The sequence below is a fragment of the Streptomyces sp. NPDC111744 genome, assembly GCF_055634995.1.
Map to the genome: position 1 here is coordinate 26,660 of NZ_JBVKCG010000017.1, position 21,491 is coordinate 48,150.

14 protein-coding genes, 1 other RNA gene and 1 pseudogene are annotated in these 21,491 nt (G+C 70.4%); 10 read left to right on the forward strand and 6 right to left on the reverse strand.

Annotated features, from left to right (window positions below):
• Positions 1 to 47 precede the first annotated feature (47 nt).
• The 7 genes from ACZ7OO_RS31045 to ACZ7OO_RS31075 all read left to right on the forward strand — a co-directional run bounded on the left by ACZ7OO_RS31045 (position 48) and on the right by ACZ7OO_RS31075 (position 10,402).
• A complete protein-coding gene (locus ACZ7OO_RS31045; RefSeq protein WP_471509817.1) occupies positions 48 to 1,217 on the forward strand; it encodes a S41 family peptidase in 1,170 nt (389 codons plus the stop codon).
• 90 nt (positions 1,218 to 1,307) lie between these two features.
• Positions 1,308 to 1,850 (forward strand): SsrA-binding protein SmpB, encoded by a 543-nt coding sequence (gene smpB, locus ACZ7OO_RS31050; RefSeq protein WP_351701596.1) that lies wholly within the window; start codon positions 1,308 to 1,310, stop codon positions 1,848 to 1,850.
• A 100-nt stretch (positions 1,851 to 1,950) separates the two neighbouring features.
• Positions 1,951 to 2,337, forward strand: a transfer-messenger RNA (tmRNA) gene (gene ssrA / locus ACZ7OO_RS31055).
• Between the two features lie 350 nt (positions 2,338 to 2,687).
• Entirely contained in the window at positions 2,688 to 7,535 is a 4,848-nt protein-coding gene (locus ACZ7OO_RS31060) for a ricin-type beta-trefoil lectin domain protein (protein ID WP_471509819.1), read from the forward strand.
• A 106-nt stretch (positions 7,536 to 7,641) separates the two neighbouring features.
• The gene (locus ACZ7OO_RS31065) at positions 7,642 to 8,817 is read left to right on the forward strand and encodes a DUF6183 family protein (RefSeq protein WP_471509821.1); all 1,176 of its coding nucleotides are present in this window, start codon (positions 7,642 to 7,644) and stop codon (positions 8,815 to 8,817) included.
• Positions 8,818 to 8,963: 146 nt separating this feature from the next.
• Positions 8,964 to 9,800: a hypothetical protein gene (locus ACZ7OO_RS31070; RefSeq protein WP_471509823.1), complete on the forward strand. Its 837-nt coding sequence runs from the start codon at positions 8,964 to 8,966 to the stop codon at positions 9,798 to 9,800.
• On the forward strand, positions 9,767 to 10,402 hold the full coding sequence (locus tag ACZ7OO_RS31075) for a hypothetical protein (RefSeq protein ID WP_471509825.1): 636 nt from the start codon (positions 9,767 to 9,769) through the stop codon (positions 10,400 to 10,402). Before ACZ7OO_RS31070 ends, ACZ7OO_RS31075 begins: the two co-directional genes overlap by 34 nt.
• Before the next feature lie 103 nt (positions 10,403 to 10,505).
• Here the strand turns inward: ACZ7OO_RS31075 and ACZ7OO_RS31080 are convergent, their stop codons facing one another.
• The 6 genes from ACZ7OO_RS31080 to ACZ7OO_RS31105 all read right to left on the reverse strand — a co-directional run bounded on the left by ACZ7OO_RS31080 (position 10,506) and on the right by ACZ7OO_RS31105 (position 18,302).
• Positions 10,506 to 11,516 (reverse strand): LacI family DNA-binding transcriptional regulator, encoded by a 1,011-nt coding sequence (locus ACZ7OO_RS31080; RefSeq protein WP_471509827.1) that lies wholly within the window; start codon positions 11,514 to 11,516, stop codon positions 10,506 to 10,508.
• Entirely contained in the window at positions 11,516 to 13,768 is a 2,253-nt protein-coding gene (gene yicI, locus ACZ7OO_RS31085) for an alpha-xylosidase (RefSeq protein WP_471509829.1), read from the reverse strand. Before yicI ends, ACZ7OO_RS31080 begins: the two co-directional genes overlap by 1 nt.
• An 11-nt stretch (positions 13,769 to 13,779) precedes the next feature.
• Complete coding sequence (locus ACZ7OO_RS31090) at positions 13,780 to 14,601, reverse strand: carbohydrate ABC transporter permease (protein WP_471509831.1); 822 nt, start codon at positions 14,599 to 14,601, stop codon at positions 13,780 to 13,782.
• Positions 14,602 to 15,561: a carbohydrate ABC transporter permease gene (locus ACZ7OO_RS31095; RefSeq protein ID WP_471509833.1), complete on the reverse strand. Its 960-nt coding sequence runs from the start codon at positions 15,559 to 15,561 to the stop codon at positions 14,602 to 14,604. It abuts the gene before it with no gap.
• A complete protein-coding gene (locus ACZ7OO_RS31100; RefSeq protein ID WP_471509835.1) occupies positions 15,558 to 16,844 on the reverse strand; it encodes an ABC transporter substrate-binding protein in 1,287 nt (428 codons plus the stop codon). The genes ACZ7OO_RS31095 and ACZ7OO_RS31100 overlap by 4 nt, the downstream gene beginning before the upstream one ends.
• A gap of 111 nt (positions 16,845 to 16,955) precedes the next feature.
• The gene (locus ACZ7OO_RS31105) at positions 16,956 to 18,302 is read right to left on the reverse strand and encodes an MFS transporter (RefSeq protein WP_471509837.1); all 1,347 of its coding nucleotides are present in this window, start codon (positions 18,300 to 18,302) and stop codon (positions 16,956 to 16,958) included.
• A gap of 84 nt (positions 18,303 to 18,386) precedes the next feature.
• On the opposite strand from ACZ7OO_RS31105, the gene ACZ7OO_RS31110 reads away from it, so the two are divergent.
• The 3 genes and pseudogenes from ACZ7OO_RS31110 to ACZ7OO_RS31120 all read left to right on the forward strand — a co-directional run.
• On the forward strand, positions 18,387 to 19,367 hold the full coding sequence (locus ACZ7OO_RS31110; protein WP_471509839.1) for a LysR family transcriptional regulator: 981 nt from the start codon (positions 18,387 to 18,389) through the stop codon (positions 19,365 to 19,367).
• A 367-nt stretch (positions 19,368 to 19,734) separates the two neighbouring features.
• Positions 19,735 to 20,535, forward strand: coding sequence for a hypothetical protein (locus ACZ7OO_RS31115; RefSeq protein ID WP_471509841.1), 801 nt, complete (start codon positions 19,735 to 19,737; stop codon positions 20,533 to 20,535).
• 326 nt (positions 20,536 to 20,861) lie between these two features.
• A pseudogene (locus ACZ7OO_RS31120) lies at positions 20,862 to 21,458 on the forward strand (acyltransferase family protein); the annotation flags it as partial.
• Positions 21,459 to 21,491 lie beyond the last annotated feature (33 nt).

A 21,491-nucleotide genomic window follows, 5' to 3' on the forward strand; every position in this document is an offset into this window, starting at 1 on the left:
GGGCAACCGCCCGTGCGGCCCTCTTGCGTTGTCCTAGACTCACCGACATGTCGGGCCGAGAGGTGTTCTGTCAGCCCCGCCGGGTTCGCCGGGGGGCGGCTCTGACGTTGGTGTTCGCAGGGCTGTTGGTGACCGGGGCGGCCACCGGGGCGTTTCCCGACCCCGGGCAGACCGACCGGAAGACGCCCACCGGAGCCGCCCGTGCGGCCGACGGGCACGAGGACGTCGCCGGGGCCGCCGCCGAGGCGATGGCCGACGGCAAGTCGCCCATGGAGGCGGCGGAACGGGCCGTGAGCCGCAGCGGGGACCGGTGGGCCGCGGTCTACTCCGAGGGCGAGTACCAGGAGTTCGAGGACGCACTCGACGGCCAGTACACCGGTGTCGGGCTGTGGGCCCGGCGGGAGCGGGACGGCCGGATCGAGGTGACCAGGGTGCAGGCCGGGTCGCCCGCGGCCACCGCCGGCATCAGGAAGGGCGACCGGCTGCGCAGTGTCGACGGGGCGGACGTCGACGGGCGGCCCGTCACCGACGTCGTCTCGTTACTGCGCGGTGACGCCACCGACGCCCGCGCCGGTACGACCGTCACTCTCGGCCTCGAACGCGGCACGCACGCGTGGACCGAGACCCTGCGCCGGGCGCTGCTGTCCACCGACTCGGTGACCGTGCACAAGCTGTCCGCCGGCATTACCGTCATCAAGATCTCCGCCTTCACCAGGGGCTCGGGGGAGCTCGTCCGCGACGCCGTACGGCGGGCCCCCGCCGGCGGCGGGATCATTCTCGACCTGCGCGGCAACTCCGGCGGCCTGGTCAGCGAGGCCGTCACCGCCGCCTCCGCCTTCCTCGACGGCGGCCTGGTCGCCACCTACGACGTCGACGGCGCCCAGCGCGCCCTGCGCGCCGACGCCGGCGGTGACACCGCCAGACCCCTGGTCGCGCTCGTCGACGGCGGCACGATGAGCGCGGCCGAGATGCTCACCGGCGCCCTCCAGGACCGCGGCCGTGCGGTCGTCCTCGGCTCCCGCACCTTCGGCAAGGGCTCCATCCAGATGCCCACCCGCCTCCCCGACGGCTCGGTCGCCGAGCTCACCGTCGGCCATTACCGCACCCCCTCGGGCCACACCGTCGACGGCCGGGGCATCACGCCCGACCTGGAGGTGGGCACCGGGGCACTGGAGCGGGCGGAGACGGTCCTCAGCGGCCTCGGCGACCCGTCGTAGGCCGTCGCAGGTCTCGCGGGACCCCCTGCTAATCCGCTTCCCCCGCACCCCCTCCGTAGTGCGAAAATGGAGAGCACTATGGCCAAGGGAATGTACGTACCGAAAGAGTCCCAGCAGAAGCAGCAGGGGACGGCCGCCAAAGCCAGGGACGGCGAGAAGGGCGGCAAGCGCAAGATCGTCGCGCAGAACAAGAAGGCGCGGCACGATTACGCGATCATCGACACCTACGAGGCCGGCATCGTCCTGTCCGGCACCGAGGTGAAGTCGCTCCGCCAGGGCCGCACCTCGCTGACCGACGGCTTCGTGCAGATCGACGGGAACGAGGCGTGGCTGCACAACGCCCACATCCCCGAGTACAGCCAGGGCACCTGGACCAACCACTCGGTGCGCCGCAAGCGCAAGCTGCTGCTGCACCGGGAGGAGATCGACAAGCTGGAGGCCAAGTCCCAGGAGACGGGCCACACGATCGTGCCCCTCGCCATCTACTTCAAGGACGGCCGCGCGAAGGCGGAGATCGCCCTGGCGCGAGGCAAGAAGGAGTACGACAAGCGGCAGACCCTGCGCGAGCAGCAGGACCGGCGGGAGTCGGACCGGGCGATCGCGGCGGCGAAGCGGAAGCAGCGGGGCCAGTAGGGCGAAGCGCCGGGAATACGGTGGCATCGGTGTGCGTTGGTCACGTAGGATGGCACCAACACCAGGGGAAGCCCGGGTGTGCGCATTGAAAAATCAACATGGGGATGATCGGTTTCGACAGCGGATGTTGAAACAGGGGAAGCGTGTCGAGGAAGCGGCAATGATCTCGTAAACCATATGTCGCAACCAATAATCGCCAATTCCAAGAGCGATTCCCGCGCCTTCGCCCTCGCTGCCTAATAAGCAGTGAGTGAAGGCCCTAACGGGTGTCAGCCCGGGGATGTTCCCGACCCGGACCCTGGCATAATCTAGGGGACTAAACCATCGAGCCCGGTCACGGGGTTCGATGGGAAATCAAACAGTGACTGGGCCCGTCGGCGACTTGTTCGCGAGATCACCGGGGCCGAGAAAATCACAGCGGACTGCACACGGAGAAGCCCTGTTTTTGCACCGTTGGACGCGGGTTCGATTCCCGCCATCTCCACAGTCTCCATGTTGCGAGGGTCCGGTGGTCGTAGACCACCGGGCCCTCGTCGTGTTCGCGGGGCCCGGCGCTCATGTGAATGTTGATCCCGTTCAGTCAAAACCTCTTCACAGGTAGCCCACAAGTTGACTAAAGTGCGGTGCGCGCAGGGCTGATCTGACCATTCAGCCGCCGCGCACGTTCATCAGCGACCGGGGGAACACCGTCGCCACGGGGGAGGGGTACATCGTCATGCTGACGTATCCGCAGAGACACACGCATCCGCGCCGTACGCAGGCTTGACCGCCGCCACGGCACCTCACCTCTTCGAGCCGGGCCCCCGTCTGCCCTCTTCACGAAGAACGGATGTTCTTTTGCGTTCCAGACCGGGGACTGTGACTCCCCTTGCGCGAAAATCCCGCAGTCTCAGCCGACTTGTCCCCTCCGTGCTCGCCCTAGCCGTGCTCGCCACGGTCGCCGGCCAGCCTGACCTGCCCCAGGACCGGGCCGTCGACCTCAGCCCGGTGGCCGACAGTTACGACGGTTTCGACGCCAAGGCCGCCGAGCAACTCCGCCAGGACCAGTGCCTGATGGCCGAGGTACTGCGCACGGGCGGCTCGGCCATGTACAGCACCGCGCAGGACGGGGTCGACCAGACCCCGGACAAGCTGCATGTCGCGGCGAACCGCGAGTACTGGAACACCACCCCGCTCTCGACGGCGTACGACAAGGACAAGGACACCGCCGACAAGGCGGGCGACGCCCTCAACGCGTACGTCGACGTCTGGAAGAAGCCGCTCGACGGCCTGAGCACCCCGGGCGGATTCACCGAGACCGGATTCCACTGGCCGCCGGGGACCACCGGCACCGGCCCGAGCTTCTTCGCGCAGACCGGCCTGAGCCAGTGGATCACGGCCCAGTTCTGGAAGGCCGAGGACGACTTTTACAAGGATCCGACCCCGAAGGCCGACGACGCCACGGTGCAGGCGGTCAAGGACCTCGGCACCCCGCTCTACGGCGGTGACCCGGACCCCTCGCTCCCCACCCCGCAGTGGCAGCAGGCCTACGCCGAACACCAGGCGTGGGACGGCCTGGTGAACTCGTCCATGCAGCCGACGGGCGCCGACGACGCCCGTGTCTTCCTCTCCTCCGGCGGTTTCCCGCGCACCGCGCCCGAGCCGGGCAGCGTCGAGTACCGGATCGCCGTGGAGGACCTGAAGACCCGGTTCGCCTCCTGCGACTGGCGCGGCCCCGTCGACCCGGACAAGGTCCTCGGCAAGGAGGCCGCGGACGCGTCCGCCGAGTGGCAGCGGGAGATCGCCGGCCAGACCACCCAGCGCGACCAGGTCCTCAACGCGAACCGCGACGCCACCAAGGCCCTCGCCACCGGCTCCAAGGCGCTGGGCGAACTGCTGGGCCAGTCGTGGATCGCCGACCGCCTCGCCCGCTGGCAGGACTACTGGTCCGCCGGCGGCCCCGGCTGGATCGGCGACAGCCCGATGATCGTGCACGCGCACGGCGCCGCCGACAAGTGCCTCGAAGTGGGCGGCGGCAAGAAGGACAACGGCACGCCGGTGCAGATCTACACCTGCAACGGCTCGGTCGGGCAGAAGTGGGCTATCAGCGGCGACGCGCTGGTCAACGTCAACTCCGGCAAGTGCCTGGAGGTGAAGGGCGGCGGCACCGCGAACGGGGCCGTGGTGCAGATCTCGACCTGCGACACCAAGAGCGCGGCCCAGAAGTGGGAGTACGACACCCACGCGACCAGCCGCCTGTACAACCCCGGTACCGGCAACTGCCTGGACCTCGCGACCTACGACAACGGCCGTGACGCCCGCATGTGGGACTGCAAGGGCACCGACCCGCAGAAGTTCGACTTCGCCCCGTCCGGCCACAACGGCACCGACAAGCTGGACTATCCGACCAAGGCCCAGTTCGACAAGGCGAAGAAGGGCGTCACCGACGCCCAGGCCGCGGCGAAGACCCAGCTCGACCTCCTCAAGGCCCAGGCCACCGCGGTGAAGAAGTCCGCCACCGACACGGACACCGCCACCCAGGCCGCCTACGCCATCGCCGACCGGGCGGGCGCCCCGCGCGGCCGAGGCCTGCTCGTCGGCCGGCAGAAGGCCCAGGTCACCAAGGCGTCGGCGGCGGCGCTCGACGCCCTGTCCAAGGCCGGCGACACGGCCTACGCGGCGACCAAGGCATCCGCCGGGGACAGCGCGACCATCGCCGCCCGCGCGGTGACGCAGGCGGCACAGTCGAAGGCCGCGTTCCGTACGGCCGCCGCACAGGAGGCCAACGCGCAGGCGAAGGCCGCCGCCGACGCAGCCGCCGTACAGGCGCAGACCGCCAAGGCCGCGCGCGACACGGCGAAGGCGAAGCTCGGCGAGACCCAGCAGGCGGAGGCGGACGCGAAGGCGGCCGCCGCCACCGCGCACGCCAAGCGGCTCGACGCGGAGGCCGAGGAGGCGACGGCCAAGGCGGAGAAGGCGACAGCCGCGCAGAAGCAGGCCGAGGCCGCGCAGCACAAGACGAACGCCGAGGGGTACGCGAAGACCGCCGCCGAGGCCAAGGGCCGGGCGGAGACCGCCGAGTCCACCGCCCGCACCAAGCGCCAGGACGCGGAGGCCGCGCGGGATCGGGCCAAGGGCAAGTCGGACGACGCGTGGGACGAGAAGAGCAAGGCGAACGCGGCCCGCGCGAAGGCCGACGCCAAGGACGCCTACGCCGACGCGCACGACTCGGACGCCGACGCGAAGGACTCACGGGCGGCGGCCGACGAGGCGGACCAGGCGGCCGACGACGCGGAGGCGGCGGCGGGTTCGGCCCGTACCGAGGCCGACGCGGCGAGCCAGGCCGCAGCGGACGCCGACGCCGCGGCGACGCGCGCCGAGGCGGCGGCGAAGCGGGCCCGTTCCGACGCGGACGACGCCCAGGCGGCCAAGCTGAAGGCGGACGCGGCGGTGCGCACCGCGACCAGCGCGGCGGCGGACGCCATCAAGGCATCCCAGGCCTCGGCCGCCGCGGCCCGCGCCGCGGTCAAGCTGGCCGACGAGGCGGAGCAGCACGCGGCCGACTCCAAGAAGCAGGCGGACGCGGCCAAGGCCGAGGCCGCCAAGGCGGTCGTGGGTGCGGCCGACGCGGTCGGTCACGCGTACACGACCGCGCAGGCGGCCGAGGACGCCGGAGCCTCCGCGCAGCAGGTCGCCGCACCGGCCAACGACGCGATCCAGCTCGGTTCGCCCTACGTGGACACCGACTCCGCAGCAGGGCTCGTCGTCCTGACCGGCCAGTCGTCGAAGACGATCGCCGAACAGCAGCAGGCGGTCGCCGAGGCGCACGCCGCCAACGCGCAGAAGAACGCCGCCCAGGCGCAGAGCCTTGCCAACGCGGCGACCGGCGACGCCAAGGCCGCGTACACGATCGCCGCCGAGGCGGCCGGTCACGCGGCGGACGCCCGCAGGTCGTCGAAGGAGGCGCTGGGGTACGCCGCCGAGGCGGCGCAGTACGCGGCGGACGCGCAGAAGTCACTGGCGCGCACCATCGAGTACGACCAGCAGGCCACCGCGGACGCGGCAGCCGCCGACCAGGCGGCCGGCAACGCCGAAAGTTACGCCAAGGACGCCCGGGACTCCGCCGACCAGGCGGCCCTGGACGCCGACGCGGCCCGTACGGCGGCCGCCGAGGCAGAGCAGTCGGCGAAGGACGCCCGCGCCGCGGCCGACCGCGCCGACGCCGAGGCCACCGCGGCCGAGGAGGCGGCGAAGGACGCCCAGAAGTACGCCGAGTCGGCGCAGCAGGCGGCCGACCAGGCGGCAGCCGCCGACGCGAACAAGCAGGTGCAGACCGGCGCCGGGACCGGAACCGGGATCGGCGGGGTGTTCTCCGTCATCGACGACATCAAACAGCAGGGCGACCCGCAGCGCCTTCCTGACGACTGCTCCCGCCTGCCCTGCGACCTGGTGTTCGAAGTGCACTTCGACGCGGTCGTCAGCTACTACTACTGCGAGAACCCCGACGTCCCGGCCACCGAGTCCGGCTGCCCCGCCGAGGACACGTACTTCCTCACCACCAAGTCGTTCAAGGACCTGAAGAAGACGGTCAAGATCTCCTCCTGGGAGGCGACCAAGGACCTGTGGAAAGGCCTCTACGACTCGATCATCAAGGACTTCACCGGCTGCTACCACAAGGCCACCGGCAGCGGTGACGGGAGCTACGGCGACTGTGCCTGGGCCGCCACCTGGCTCCCGCTCGGCGGGCCGATCGGGAAGATCACCGACGCGATCCGCGCCGTCGACGCCGCCCTGCGCACCGGCATCGGCGTCGACGATGCTCTGAAGGCGCTGCGCGCGCTGGACATCGACGCGGAGGCGTTGGCGAGCATCGAGCGGTCGGTGAACGCCTACGAGGAATTCCGCTTGGCATGCCGGCCCAACAGCTTCCCCGGCGCCACGCACGTGTTGATGGCCGATGGCACGACCAAGGAGATCAAGGACGTCAGTATCGGTGACGCGGTCCTCGCCACCGATCCCCGAAGCGGCCAGACCGCAGGCCGCACTGTCACCGACACCATCTACACGCCGGACGACACCGACTTCGCCGACATCACGATCGACGCCGGCCGGTCACGGATCACCGCCACACAGCACCACCCGTTCTGGTCGCCCAGCGCCCACCGCTGGATCGACGCCGGCGATCTCAGCCCCGGCCAGACGCTGCGCACCAGCAGCGGCGAAACCGTCACCGTCGTAGGCGTCCACCGCTACCAGCGGCTCCATTCCGCCTACAACCTCAGCGTCGCCGACATTCACACCTACTACGTGCTGGCGGGGGCCACGCCGGTTCTCGTGCACAACACGTTCTGCCCGGTCGGTTTCGTCGACCTGGGCGGCGGCAGGCTCCAATCGCCCGGCGGGCTGATCTATGGTTTCGACAGGAAGTTCGGCAACAAGATCGACCATGTGCTCGCCCACACGGTGCCCGACGCCTCCAGAGCGACACACACGGTGTTCATCGAGAAGGACCCCGGCAAGGTTCTCGCCCTGGTGGACGAGGCGTGGGCCATGCAGAGCAAGGCGATAAAGGATCCCGCGGACGCTTTCAAGTTCGTCTTCCCCATGGGAAGAACAATCGGAACCAGGGGAGAGAAGTACCTGCAGATTGCGGTCAATCCGCAGACTAAGGAGATTCTGAGCGCCTATCCGGTGGCGTCGCCTTAGCGGTCCGCGCCGCGTCGTAGAAGAAGCAGAAGAACGGGATTCGGCCGACGCTGTACGGCGTCGGCCGAATCCCAACTTGACGAGCGTGAGGCAAAGAGATTCCACCATGCACAGCGACATGACTCAACGGATCAAAGAACTGCTGGACCGTGGCTTCTCAGCTGCGTCCGCACTTGGTGAAGAGATCCAGCACAGGGTTTCGTCCGGAGACTTCGAGTGGGCGACGCTGCTCGGCGCGGAGCTCGCCCGGCGGGCCGCTCATGAAGGCGAGGATTCATCTGAACACGCCTTCCTGCTCGACCGGTTGCAGACCGCTCTTGCCACAACGGCGGGGCAGCAGAGCCTGCGCGTTTTGATGTGCCTGCCAAGCAGCCTGCAGGCCGGAGAGTCGGCACAGACCAGGGCCGAGCGACGTCTGGCCCAGATGGTGGCCCTGGGGCATCGGCCTGCGGACATCGTCCCGGTCGTCTACGGCGAGCAGCTCGGCACTGCGGCGTCGGACGAGTTCAAAGCCTGCCTGCTGCAGGAGCTGGTACTCGAAGGCGTCGCAGTCCCGGAGTACCCCCTTCTGCGGTCCTTCGGCGAAGCGCTCGTGACGGAGGAGCATCCGCTTGCACCCCTGCCGCTCCACCTGCTGCCGACGGAGCGTGCGCTGCTCAGGCCGACGCACGCTCCGCACGACTGGACGTGGGCCTTGCCCCCGGCAACGGTGGCGAAGCACAGCGACCGACCCGAACTCCGTGTCTCGCCGGAGATGCGCCGGCGCAGTGTCGCGGTCGATCCGGCAGACACCACCGTTCCGGAGGTGGCCGAGGCCATGAGCGCTGCGGTGCGGCACTGGCTTGAGGAGTCCAACGGCATGGTCGCCGCGCAGGAGTTCTGGTCCGCGTCCCCTGTCTCACCGGACGACTTCGCAGCCGTCTTCGAGCGGCTGCCACTCACAGCATGGCCGACGGGAGAGAACAGGCCCCGGCTGTACCCGGCCACCTCCGACAGGGTGCTGCAGGTGCTGCTCACCACGGCGGTGCGCAGCCCCGCCTACGGCAACGGCATGTTCGGTGCGTATGGGCGGCTCGCTGCCTGGCGCTCCTTTGGCGGCCTGGTCGGCGCCGCCCCGGACGCGCCGATCAGTCACACGGCCATGCTGGTCGAACAGGCACACTGGTTCATCGCCGACCCCTCATCGGATTGGTTCTACCAAGTGGCCTGGGACCTCGCTGTGGCCGCCTTGCGACCAGGCGGGCAGGAGATCGCAGTCCTCACTGCCACGGACACCGACTGATTCCCGGTGACCACAGCACCGCCCGGGACGGCTCCGGACGCTTGCCAGTGCCGACTCCCATGGGCGTGGTCGTCCTCGCGTGCTCCGACAGCCGGGGCGCGAGCCACGTGGGGCGACAACGGATACGTGATCGGAGCGAACATCGCATGACGTCCGAAGGACCACGGAGCCTGCTCGTGCAGGCGCGGGGCGAGCCGTCTCCGCTGTACGAGCCGGAAGATCCTGCGGCCCATGACGACCTGGGCGCCTTCACCCGCACCGTCCCGGTGGACGACGACCGGCTGGCCCTCCCGGCGGAGCTGGCGGACGATCTGCGCTCCTGGTCGCTGTGCCGCCGGTCGGGGGGCTTCGCCTCCCGCTCCGACCTGCGCAAGCACGTCAAGCGAGGGCTGGAGACCGCCCAGCGCCTGGCCGGGCGGCTCGGACCGGCGTGGTCCGTGCGCTATTGGGACGAGCGGCACCGGACGGCGAAGTGGCTGTGCTGGGGCTGCGACCGCCTGCACTGGGACGACCGCGACGAACACGGCACACCGCCGCACCCGCTCGACCTCACGGTCGAGGGCGAGTACCAGTACGGTCCGCTGCGGGCCGACGACTTTGGGGACTTCTTCCCCGACGATCCCGCCGCCGGACTGGCCCTGTCCGACCACCTCGTCGCGGATCTGTACACCTGGGCCAAGGCCATCGACACCACCCTGAACCTGTATCTGAGGGACCGGGACGAGGCCAGGTACGAAGACGAATGGCAGCGGCTGTTCCGCGAAGGGGCGGAGCTGGCGAGACGAGTCGCCCACGAGGCCGGCCCCGCCCGGAGAGTGACCTACAAGGGTGTGGCACACGGAGGCCTGCGCACACTCACGTCGGTCACCTGGCAAGGGGACCGGCAACCCCAGGGTCCAGGTGCCCACGGCGTTCCCGGCCTGGTTCCCGATCCAGGAGGCGACGACAGGTGCACGGAACAGACGAGTTCGACTTCGGCGTGACATGGCTGATGAGCCAGTTCCACGAGGACTGGTCGCACAACGGGCCCACGGCCGTCGCGGCGGCCGAGTACCACTTGTGGGACGAGCTGGCCCCGGATGCCGTTCTCGCGGTCCGGCACGACGCACGGTTGCTGCGGCGCCTTCCCTCGGCGACGATCGAGGCGCTGTGGCAGGCCGGGACGGCGACGGGACCGGCCTTCTTCTCCGGAGGGCCCACCGGTGTCACATCGGGGGCTCAGTGGGTGGAGACGCTCATCGCGCTGTGCGACGCCTGGCTGGCCAGGAACGCGGGGGACGGCGTTCACACGTCCACCGTCCCTGGCGTGGGCGACGGCGAGGAGCTGGCGGACGCGGTGCTCGCCGAGATCGCAGAGGCCCGGTTCGTGCCGGACCCGGTCCGGCGCGACCTGGCCGAGTGCGCCCGTCACTGCACCCCTGACCTCGCCTTCCGGCTGTTGCTGCGGGCGATGGCGCAAGCCGGCACCGGACGCGACGCAGCGCTCTCGCCGGAGCACTACGCGCGGCTGGAGGAACTGGGGTCGGCCCTGCACTACGGCGAGTTCGTGGTGTCCGAGGTACGCCATCTGGTGACCGGCGACTAGCCGAGCAACCCAGGGGGCCGGGGGCCGGGAACGGGGCGACACACGCCGCCGTGCCGGTCCCCGACCCGTCGCATACGTTCACCCGGCACCCGGTCGGTGACCGTCACGCCGGCCGGGGTGCCGTGCTCGCGCGATCCGTCAGCCGGGGCGGCAGCAGCGTCGCCTCGGGGACGTCCGGGTCGCCGTCGAGCTTGCGCATCAGCAACTCCGCCGCCCGCTCCCCGAGTTCCGCGGCCGGCAGGGCGACCGAGGTCACCGGGACGCGGAGCCCCGCCGCCAGTTCGTCCGGGCAGATCGCGGTGAGCGACAGGTCGGTGGGGACACGGAGGCCGAGCTGTTCGAAGGCCTCGATGAGGGGCTCCAGGATCGCCTCGTTGTGGACGACGACCCCCGTCAACGCTGGCTGCTCCCGCAGCAGTTGCTCCGCGACCCGGCGCGCCGCCGCCGGCGTCGCCTCGCACGGGTGGACGGAGGACGCCATGACGTTGCGGTCGGCGGCGGCCGTGAAGCCCTGGACGACGCGCTGGGCGAACGCCGTCTCCCGCACGTACACCTCAGGCGGCGAGCCGACCAGCGCGACCACCCGATGCCCCAGCCCCGCCAGCCGCTCCACGCACAGCTCACCGGCCGCCCGGAAGTCCAGGTCGACGCAGGTCAGGCCCTCGGGAGAGGCGGGGAAGCCGATCAGTACCGACGGCCGTTCCAGCGCGCGCAGCAGCGGCAGCCGGGGGTCGTGGAGCTGGACGTCCATCACGATCAGGGCGTCGACCAGTGCCGTGTCGGCGACCCGGTGCAGCCCCTCCTCGCCCTCCTCCTGGGTCAGAAGCAGCACGTCGTGGTCGTGGCGCCGGGCCGTCGTCACCACCGACACCGCGAACTGCATGACGACCGGGACGTGGATGCCGGTGCGCAGCGGGATGACCAGGGCGACGACGTTGGAGCGGCTGCTGGCAAGGGCGCGGGCGCCGGCGTGCGGGCGGTAGCCCAGCTCGCGGATGGACGCCTCGATACGGCGCCGGGTCTCGTCGGAGATCGGGCGTTTGCCGCTGAGCGCGTAGGACACCGTGCTGGGGGAGACCCCGGCGTGCCGGGCCACGTCGGTGATCTTCACCATCACACCAGCTCCAGCGAGAGAAACCCGGAGCCGGCCGCCGCCCGCGCCGTCCGCTCCCCGGCCGCCAGATTCCAGGGTGCCGCCGGGGCGCTGCAGGAGGCCCGCAGGGTGCCCCCTTCGCATACGACGGTGAAGGTGACGTCCCCGACCGGGACCGTGACCTGGGAGCCGCGGTCCAGGCCGAAGGCCCGCAGGGTCACCCCGTCGGCGTGGTCGTAGTCGGGGCGGTCGGCCACCGCGCCGACCGGGATCACCGCGCCGGGACGGACCAGGAGCGGGACGCTGCGGAAGTCGTGGTGCTCGCGGACCCAGCCGGGGCCGGTGACCGTCCGGCCGGTAAGGAAATGAGTCCAGGTGCCTCGCGGACAGTAATATGTCACATACCCCTCGTCGTCGAAGACCGGCGCCACCAGCAGATCCGCTCCCAGCATGTACTGCCGCTCCAGATGCGCACACCCCGGATCGTCCGGGAACTCCAGCACCATCGCCCGCATCACCGGCACCCCCTCCGCCGAGGCGGTGCGCGCGGCCTCGTACAGGTACGGCATCAGGCTCAGCTTCAGCCGCGTGAAGTGCCGCAGCACGTCCACCGACTCCTCGTCGAACAGCCACGGCACCCGGTACGACGACGACCCGTGCAGCCTGCTGTGCGAGGACAGCAGCCCGAAGGCCACCCACCGCTTGAACAGCGCCGGCGTCGGAGTGCCCTCGAAGCCGCCGATGTCGTGGCTCCAGAACCCGAAGCCGGACAGGCCCAGCGAGAGCCCGCCGCGCAGCGACTCGGCCATCGACTCGTACGTCGCCTCGCAGTCGCCGCCCCAGTGCACGGGGAACTTCTGGCTCCCGGCCGTCGCCGACCGCGCGAAGACGACCGCCTCGCCCTCGCCCCGGTGCTTGCGCAGCACCTCGAAGACGGTCCGGTTGTAGAGGTAGGTGTAGTAGTTGTGCATCCGCTCCGGGTCCGAGCCGTCGGACCAGGCCACGTCCACCGGTACCCGCTCCCCGAAGTCGGTCTTGAAGCAGTCGACACCCTGCGCCAGCAGGGCCTCCAGCTTGCCCGCGTACCAGTCCCGGGCCGCCGCCGACGTGAAGTCCACCAGCGCCATCCCCGGCTGCCACAGATCCCACTGCCACACGCTCCCGTCCGGTCGTCGCAGCAGGTGCCCCAGCTCCTTCCCCTCGGCGAACAGCGGCGACCGCTGCGCGATGTAGGGATTGATCCAGACGCACACCCGCAGCCCGCGCTCGTGCAGCCGCCCCAGCATCCCCTCCGGATCCGGGAACACCCGCGGATCCCACCGGAAGTCGCACCAGTTGAACTCCCGCATCCAGAAGCAGTCGAAGTGGAAGACGGAGAGCGGGAGTTCGCGCTCCCGCATGCCCTCGATGAAGGACGTGACCGTCTTCTCGTCGTACGACGTCGTGAAGGAGGTGGAGAGCCACAGCCCGAAGGACCAGGCGGGCGGGAGCGCCGGGCGGCCGGTCAGGGCCGTGTACTTGCGCAGGATGTCCTTCGGGGTCGGGCCGTGGATGACGTAGTACGTCAACTGCTGTGACTCCACGCTGAACTGGACCCGGGACACCGCCTCCGAACCGACCTCGAAGGAGACCTTCCCCGGGTGGTCGACGAAGACGCCGTAGCCCGCGTCGGTCAGATAGAAGGGTGTGTTCTTGTAGGCCTGTTCGGTGGCCGTGCCGCCGTCGGCGTTCCAGATGTCGACGACCTGGCCGTTCTTGACCAGCGGGCCGAAGCGCTCGCCGAGGCCGTAGACGGACGTGCCGACCCCGAGGCCCAGCTGTTCCCGCAGGTAGTGGGCGCCCGTGGCGGCGTCCCGCATGATGCCCATGCCCTTGGGGCCGCTGGAGGTGAGGGTGCGGCCGCCGGAGAGGAAGTCGAGCCGCCAGGGGGCGGTACGGCTCAGCCGCAGCGTCAGCGAGCCGGAGGTCAGGGTCGCGTACTCGTCGTCGTACGACACCTGTGACGCGAAGTCGGACCGATGCAGCTCGAACTGCGGGCCGCGTGGCCGCTCGCCCTCGAAGTGGGTGAAGGTGACGCCGATGACGTCGGGCATCGGGGTGTGCGCGCTGATCGTCAGGACCGGTCCCTTCAGCAGGTCTCCGCGGTGGCGGATGGGCTGGGTCGGCGCGTGGATCTCCAGGGCGCCTTCCGTGGCCGTGACGTCGAGGACCTCGACCGGGTGGGCCGCGGTGACGCCGTCGCGCAGCAGCCAGTAGCCGTCGGTGAACTTCACGCACGAACCTCCTATTTGACGGCTCCCACGGCGATCCCCCGGGTGAGCGTCCGCTGGAAGACGAGGAAGAAGACGATGGCCGGGAGCACGCCGAGCAGCGCGGCCGCGTTGGTCATCGTGGCGTCCATCAGGCGCTGGCCCTGGAGGACGCCGAGGGCGACGGACACTGTCTGGTTGTCGTTCGAGACGAGCATGACCAGCGGGAGCAGGAACTCGTTCCAGGTCCAGATGAAGAAGAAGACCAGGAGCACGCCGAGGGTCGGGCGGCTGACCGGGACGACGATCCGGACCAGGATCTGCCACTTGTTCGCGCCGTCGATCCGGGCCGCCTCGACGATCTCGCGCGGGAACTGGCCGAGGACGGCGGAGAGGAGGTACGTCCCGAACGCCGACTGGATCACCGTGAACACGATGATCACGCTGAGCCGGGTGTCGTAGAGGCCCGCCTCCTTGCTCAGGTAGTAGAGCGGGTAGACCAGCGCCTCCTGCGGCAGCAGGTTGGCGAGGACGAAGAAGGCCAGCACCCACGTGCGGCCCCGGATCCGGCCGATGCCGATCGCATAGGCGTTCAGGACGGAGAGGGCGGTCGCGAGCAGGGCGACCGAGCCGCTGATGAGGGTGGAGTTGACGAGTTTCTGCGTGTAGTCGACGCGCTGCCAGAAGTCCTTGAGGCCGTCCAGGTAGAGACCGTGGGGGAGGCTCAGCGGGCCGTTCCGGGAGTACTCCGCCGGGGACTTCACCGCGTTGACCGCCACGATCAGGAACGGGACGACCATGAAGAGGGCGGCGAGGCAGAGGGCGAGGAGGACGGGGTAACGGCGTAGAGCGGTCATTCAGAGATCTCCGTCCTCCGCGCGGTTCTGCAGCTTCAGGCCGGTCAGGGACAGGGTCAGGATGATCACCGTGAGGACCGTGGAGATCGCCGAGCCGTAGCCGACCTGGGTCTTCTCGAAGAACGTGGTGAAGGAGAAGTAGGAGGGCACGTCGGTGGCGCCGCCCGGGCCGCCCTTGGTCAGGACGTACACCGCGCCGAAGACCTTCAGCGCGGCGATCGTGCACCAGGTCAGGACGACGTACACCTCGGGCCGGATCTGCGGCAGCGTGATGTGCCAGAAGCGGCGCCACCAGCCGGCGCCGTCCAGCTCGGCCGCCTCGTACAACTGCGGGTCGACGCGCCCGAGCCCGGCCATGAAGACGACCAGTGGAAAGCCGATCTGCACCCAGACCAGCACGCCCATCACGGTGTAGAGGGCGAGATCGGGGTCGCCGAGCCAGTCCTGCTGCCATCCACTCAGGCCGATGGCCTTGAGGAGCGCGTTGAGGGTGCCGTTGTCCGGGGCCAGGATCCAGCTCCAGACGATGCCGGCCACCGCGACCGGCAGCACCTGCGGGAGGTAGAAGCAGGCGCGCAGGACGGCCGCGATCCGGGTGCCGAAGTGCTTGCCGACGTAGTCGAACAGGGCGGCGGCCAGGACCAGTCCGAGCGCCGTCGGGAGCACTGCCATGGCGACGACCATGAAGAGGCTGTGCCGGAAGGAAGCCCAGAACTCGGCATCGTGCAGTAGCTCACGGTAGTTGGCGAGCCCGGACCACTTCGGACTGCCCACGCCCTGCCAGTCGGTGAAGCTCACGCCCGTGTTCATCAGGAACGGGACGACGACGACCGCGAGGAAGGCGAGGGCGCCGGGGAGGAGGAAGAGGGCGTAGGAGTCGCGCGGGCGGCGGGGGTGGGCTGCGGGGCGGGGGCGGCGCGCGTGGTCCGTGGCGCGCCGCCCTTCGAAGGTCACCGTCACTTCGAGCCCTTGTCGTACGCCGTCTGGAGGTTGCTCAGGTAGGCGTCCGGTTTCTCGCTGCCGGTGATCAGTTTCTGGGTCTCGGAGACGAGGGTGTCGTAGAAGCCGGCGACCGGCCAGTCGGGGTAGAAGGCGAGGCCGTCGCGCTTGCTGACGGTGTTGAAATTGGCGATGAGTTGCTTCGACTTGGGGTCGGTGATGGCGCTCGCGTCGGCGGCGACCGGGACTCCGCCCTTGTTGCCGAGCAGGTTCTGGATCTTCTTCGACATGGTGATGTCGATGAAGTCGTAGGCGAGATCCTTGTTCTTGGAGTTCTTCGGTACGACCCAGAGGTTGCCGCCGGAGCCGAGGGTGAGGTTCGAGCCGGGCCACAGGAAGCTGCCCCAGTCGAACTTGGCCTCCGACTGGAAGCGGCCGTACCACCAGCTGCCGGAGAACAGGATCGGCGACTTGCCCTGGATGAAGGAGACCCCGGCCTGCTCGGCGGTCGTACCGGACGACGTCTTCGCGATATACCCCTTCTTCACCCAGTCGGCGAAGGTGGTGGCCGCGTATGTCCAGGCGGTGTCATGGAAGTCGACCTTGCCTTTGTACAGCTCGTAGGCGTCGACCCACGAGCGGTCGGCCTTCGACAGCGCCAGCTGGTACAGGTACTGCTGCGCCGGATACTCGGAGCCCGCGTTGGCCAGCGGGGCGACCTTGTGCTCGACGAAGGTGCCCATGGCCGCCGTCAGGTCGTCGAACGTCTTCGGCTCGGCGATCCCGTACTTCCTGAACAGGTCCTTGTTGTAGTAGACCATCGTGTACTCGGCATAGTTGGGCACTCCGTACCACTTACCGGAGCCCATCACGCCGTCCGCGTCGTACTGGCTGGTGGTGCGCACACCCGAGCTGAGCTTCTTGTCCCAGCCGCGCTTGGCCGCCTCGGCGGTCAGATCGGTGAGCAGTCCCTGCTTGGAGAGGAGTCCCGCCGTCGCGTTCCCCTTGTTGTACTCCATCAGGTCGGGGGCGTCGGAGGAGTTGAGGACCATCTGCGCGGTCTTCTGGATCTGCTCGAAGCTCTTCTCCTCGTACTTCACCTTCACGCCCGGGTGGGACGCCTCGAACTCCTTGATCGCCTCGTTCCAGGCGATGCCCATCGCGCTGTTCGGGGCCTCGTAGTGCCACAGCCGCAGCGTCTTCGCGTCGGACGTGCTGCCGCCCGAGCCGCCGCAGGAGGTGAGCAGCAGCGATCCGGCGAGAATCGCCGCCGCGGTCGTGGTTCGCCTTCGTGCCGTCAACATCCAATGCCTCCGGGGGAGTCGGATGGATGGTGCTCGTCCCGCGTCGAATCGGTTCGATGGTGGACGTCGAAGCGCTTCGACGGAGGACGGTAGGTGCGGGCTGTGAGGGCGTCAATGGGTGCGGCGGGAATTGGGCGAAGCGATTCGACTGGCTGCGTTGACGGCCAGGGCTGCGACGGCCGCCGCGGCCGGGGTGACGAAGGCGGCCGTCGGTGGGACGTGGTCCGCCGCCCAGCCGCCCAGCGCGGAGCCGCAGGCGATGCCGGTCAGCAGGGCGGTGACGACCAGGCTCATCCCCTCGTTGAGACGGTCCGCGGGGGCCCGGTCCTGGACCAGGGTCATCGCGGTCACCATGGTCGGGGCGGTCGCCATGCCGGCCGCGAGCAGGGCCGGGGCCAGGGCCCAGAGGCTGTCGAACGCGCGCGCGGCGAGCAGCGGCAGGGACATCAGGGCCGCCATCGACAACAGGCAGAGCGTGAGCCTGCGTTCGGCCGGTCCGGTCGGCCGGAGCGCCCCGTACAGCAGGCCCGCCGCGCAGGAGCCGGCGGCCTGGAGGGCGAGCACGGCACCGGCAGCCGAGCGGTGGCCCTGGGCGTCGGCGTAGGCGATGGTGACGACCTCCATCGAGCCGAACACCGCTCCTGTCGCGACGAAGCAGACCAGGAGGGGGCCGATGCGCAGCGGTGTCCGTGCGGTCGCCGACCCGGTCCGGGGCGGTGGCTCGGTGGCCCGCTGGGCGGCGAACAGCAGCGCGCCGGTGAGCAGCAGCACCGCACCGACCAGCGTGCCGGCCTCCGGGAAGAACGTGCCGGTCAGGAAGGAGGCGAGGACCGGCCCGAGCATGAAGCACAACTCGTCGGCGGCCTGTTCGAAGGAGTTCGCGGTGTGCAGGGCGCCCGGGTCGCCGCGCAGCAGGTGCGCCCAGCGGGCCCGGGACATGCCGCCGAGGTTGGGGGTGGTGGCGGTGGCCGCGTAGGCGGCGAACAGGGTCCAGTCCGGGGCGCCGTAGCGGACGCAGAGCAGCAGGGCGAGGCTGCCGAGCACGGCGGTGACGGTCGCGGGTACGGCGACCCGGGCCTGCCCGTACCGGTCGACGAGCCGTGCGATCCAGGGCCCGGCGAGACCGGTGGCGGCGAGGCCGGTCGCCGTGACGGCACCGGCGAGGGCGTACGAGCCGCGCGACCCGGCGATCATCACGACCGCGCTGACGCTGAACATGCCCATGGGGAGCCGGGCCAGCAGGTTCCCGGCGGTGAAGGCCCGGGTGCCGGGGAGGGCGAAGAGGCGGCGGTAGGGGCCGGGTGGGTGGCGGCGGGAGCGGGGACCGGGACGGGGGCTGGAGTGGCCGTCGAACCGGGGGCTGAAGTCGACGATGACGAGGGAGTCGGCGGTGACGGTGTGGACGGTGTGGGCGCCGTGGACGGGCTCGTGGGGGCTCGGCTGGGTCGGTTGCGGCATGGACACCACCGTCGCCCCGGGACGATCAAGGGGTCCAACACCTGCTCGGCGCCGATTCACGCACCTGTGTTGTAAGTTCGCGTGATGTCAGCGCCTGCCTCGCCCGCCCACATCGACCCCCGCCTGCTGCGCGTCTTCGTGACCGTCGCCGAGGAACTGCACTTCACCCGCGCCGCCGCCCGGCTGTACGTCGCCCAGCAGGCGCTCAGCCGTGATGTACGGCGGCTGGAGCGGGAGTTGGGCGTCGAGCTGTTCCTCCGCAGCACGCGGCAGGTCAGTCTCACGGCCGACGGCACCCGGCTGCTGCCGTACGCCCGCCGGGTGCTGGCCGCCCAGGACGCGCTGCTCGCCGCGTTCGGGCAGGCCCGGCCGCTGCTGGTGGACCTCAACTCCCCGGGCCTGGAGACCGCCCGCCGCGTCCTGTACCGGGCCCGCGAACTCGCCCCCGACTGCGAGCTGATGGCCCGCTACGAGAGCGGGCTCACCGGAGCGGCGGCCGAACTCCTCGCGGGGCGGCTCGACGCGTCCTTCGGACGGTTCGCGGGACTGGACCCGGCGCTGCGCTCCGGACTCGAACACCAGCCCGTGCGGTTCGAACCCATGGCCGTAATTCTCCCCTCCGATCACCGGCTCGCGGCCCTGGACGCGGTGCCGCTGGCCGCGCTCGCGGGCGAGACGGTGTACGCCGGCGCCGGGAACGAACGCACCCTGGAATGGACTGACCTGGCCTTTCGCCTCTTCGAGGGACACGGCACCGCGGTCGCGCCGCCGCTGCCGCTGGCCGTCGGGGAGGAGGAGTTCCAGCGAGTCATGGCCAAGGACCGGTATCCCATCCTCGCGGTAGTGGGATTTCCGGCCATACCTGGAAGCGTGTCGCGGCCGCTGGTCGATCCGGTCCCGTTGTCGCCTGTGTCGCTCGTGTGGCGAAAGGGGCTGGTCCATCCGGGGGTGGACGCGCTGCGGCGGGCGGCCGCCGAGATCGGACGGGCTGAAGGCTGGCTTCAGCGCCCGGCCGGGGGATGGATTCCAGCCAGTGATCAAGATGTGATGGACGACCACAAATGACACATCGAGAACACGGCATCCGCTCGTGCGCTAGCTTCATGGCCTCGAGCACGGAGAGCTGGATGGGGGCGTTCGGAACCGGGTGGGGGCCCGGGTCCGGTGACGTGCGCTCGGGTTCGTCAGCGCGCCCGGAACAGTCCCGTGGGGGGATGTATGCGCGTGAAAAATTGGCGAGAAGAAACCCAACCGGAATTGTCCCAGGCGGCCTTGGACGCCCGGGATGTGCCGCTGGCGGGAGGAGACGAGCCGGCGGAGACCGCCCAGGGCGCCGACGGTTCCTCGCTGACCACCGGGATAGCCGGGACGACCCGGGACGACCGGGACCACCGGGATAGCCGGGACGACCGGGATAGCCGGGACGACCGAGGTGACCGAGGTGACCGAGGTGCTGCGGGTCGGTGCGCTGCGGGATCCGTGGGGCGGGGCCCCCGGCGATGCGGCGGGCGCGGTCCCTGCCGGTGCGGAGGCTCCCTTCTCTGTCCGGGAGCCGTCCGCTGTCTCGGACCCGGACCGGGCGCCCGTCCCGAACGACGTCGGTGCCGTGCGTATACGGCCGACCGGTGCGCCGGATGCCTCCGACGCGCCGGTCTTCGTGGACGAGTCGGGGCGCCGCAGCCGCCGGTTCCGCAGGATTGGGATGGCCGTCGGCCTCGCCTGCGCGGTCTACGCGGTCGTCATCGTCGTAACCCTGCTGTCCGGCAGTTCCGACGCACCCTGGCTGCCGGTCCCCGGGCAGGACCACGACCGGCCGGCCGGCAAGGTCGACCACTCTCCGCAGCCCGCACGGTCCGCCCGGTCCTCGGGCGACGGCGCCTCGGTGGCCGGTCCGCCGGTCGGGAGCGACGGTACGAGCCCGACGGTCCGCGCCTCTTCCCGGGCGCCCGGAGCGGGGAAGAAGGAGGCCGGCCGACCGAGCGCGTCGGCGTCCGCGCAGCCGACGCGACCCGCCGGGACGACGGGCTCCTCGCCGAAACCGGGGTCGTCGTCCGTGGCGCCCTCGCCGTCCTCGTCGGCACCCACGTCGGACGCCCCGACCCCGCCCGCGTCGTCGCCCCCGGCCTCGCCCAGCGATTCGGCCGCCCCGACCGGCGGCCCGGTCGCGGAGGGCGCGGCCCCCCGGACCGGCACCGGCACCGGCACCGCCGCCTCTGCCGACCCCGTCCTGTGATGCCACCCCGCACCCGCAGCCGTACCCGTCGTCACGGGACCGACCCCGGCCCCACCGACGGCTCCCGGCGCCGCCGCCTGCCCATGCGTCTGACGCTGCCCGTGCTGGTCCTGGTCGCCGTGATGGCGATGCTGATGCTGCGCGGCTACGTCCACAGCGAGATCCTCGCCGACCACCGCGTCCGCCCCGAGGCCTCCTCCGACCAGGTCCCGGAGAAGATCCTGGACGGCGGCGCGGTCATTGACACGCGAGGCGGCCGTACGACGTCGCTCCGCATCCCCGACCACCACCTGGTCCTCACCTTCGACGACGGCCCCGACCCGACCTGGATCCCCGGCGAGACGGGCAACGCGGTGACGGACTTCGCGGTGTACGGCGGCTGCTGGACCCTGGGCTTCGCCCACCAGGAGGGCGCACTGGCACGCGTCCCCCGCTATGCGGCGGTCTCGCTGTCCTGCCTGGTGATGGCGGTGGGCCTGTGGTGGGCGTCGGGCCACCAGGGTCCCGACGGCTGGGACCTGAACGACATCCCGCTCGCACAGGCGTGCTGGTCGTTCGGGGCCGTGCTGATCCTGCTGCAGTACTCCCCGTCCTGGCGTGAGCCGCCGGGCGGCCTGCGCTGCTGGGACAGACTCATCACCCTCTCCAACAACCGCGCGGTGACCATCTACCTCTGGCACAACATGCTGATCATGGCCACGGTCCCGATCATCGACCAGGCGTACAACCTCCCGTTCATGGAGTCGGACCGGGCGGCGGGGTTGCTGGACTCCACCTACGGCTTCTGGATGTTCGTGGTGGTCTGGCCCCTGCTCGCGGCGGCGGTGGTCGCCTTCGGGTGGGTGGAGGACGTGGCGGCGGCCCGGAGACCGCGGTGGTGGCCGGACGGGGGACGGCGGGGAAGACCTCGCCGTCGATCGTGAAGGAACCCCCCTGACTCTGTGCAGAGGCCCGAG

What these genes read in the sequence shown, in the direction of transcription:
- ACZ7OO_RS31065 (WP_471509821.1), top strand. Translation starts at nt 7,642, where the DNA reads ATGCACAGCGACATGACTCAACGGATCAAAGAACTGCTGGACCGTGGC.
- ACZ7OO_RS31100 (WP_471509835.1), bottom strand. Translation starts at nt 16,844, where the DNA reads ATGTTGACGGCACGAAGGCGAACCACGACCGCGGCGGCGATTCTCGCC.
- ACZ7OO_RS31045 (WP_471509817.1), top strand. Translation starts at nt 48, where the DNA reads ATGTCGGGCCGAGAGGTGTTCTGTCAGCCCCGCCGGGTTCGCCGGGGG.
- ACZ7OO_RS31070 (WP_471509823.1), top strand. Translation starts at nt 8,964, where the DNA reads ATGACGTCCGAAGGACCACGGAGCCTGCTCGTGCAGGCGCGGGGCGAG.
- ACZ7OO_RS31110 (WP_471509839.1), top strand. Translation starts at nt 18,387, where the DNA reads ATGTCAGCGCCTGCCTCGCCCGCCCACATCGACCCCCGCCTGCTGCGC.
- smpB (WP_351701596.1), top strand. Translation starts at nt 1,308, where the DNA reads ATGTACGTACCGAAAGAGTCCCAGCAGAAGCAGCAGGGGACGGCCGCC.
- ACZ7OO_RS31090 (WP_471509831.1), bottom strand. Translation starts at nt 14,601, where the DNA reads ATGACCGCTCTACGCCGTTACCCCGTCCTCCTCGCCCTCTGCCTCGCC.
- ACZ7OO_RS31105 (WP_471509837.1), bottom strand. Translation starts at nt 18,302, where the DNA reads ATGCCGCAACCGACCCAGCCGAGCCCCCACGAGCCCGTCCACGGCGCC.
- ACZ7OO_RS31080 (WP_471509827.1), bottom strand. Translation starts at nt 11,516, where the DNA reads ATGGTGAAGATCACCGACGTGGCCCGGCACGCCGGGGTCTCCCCCAGC.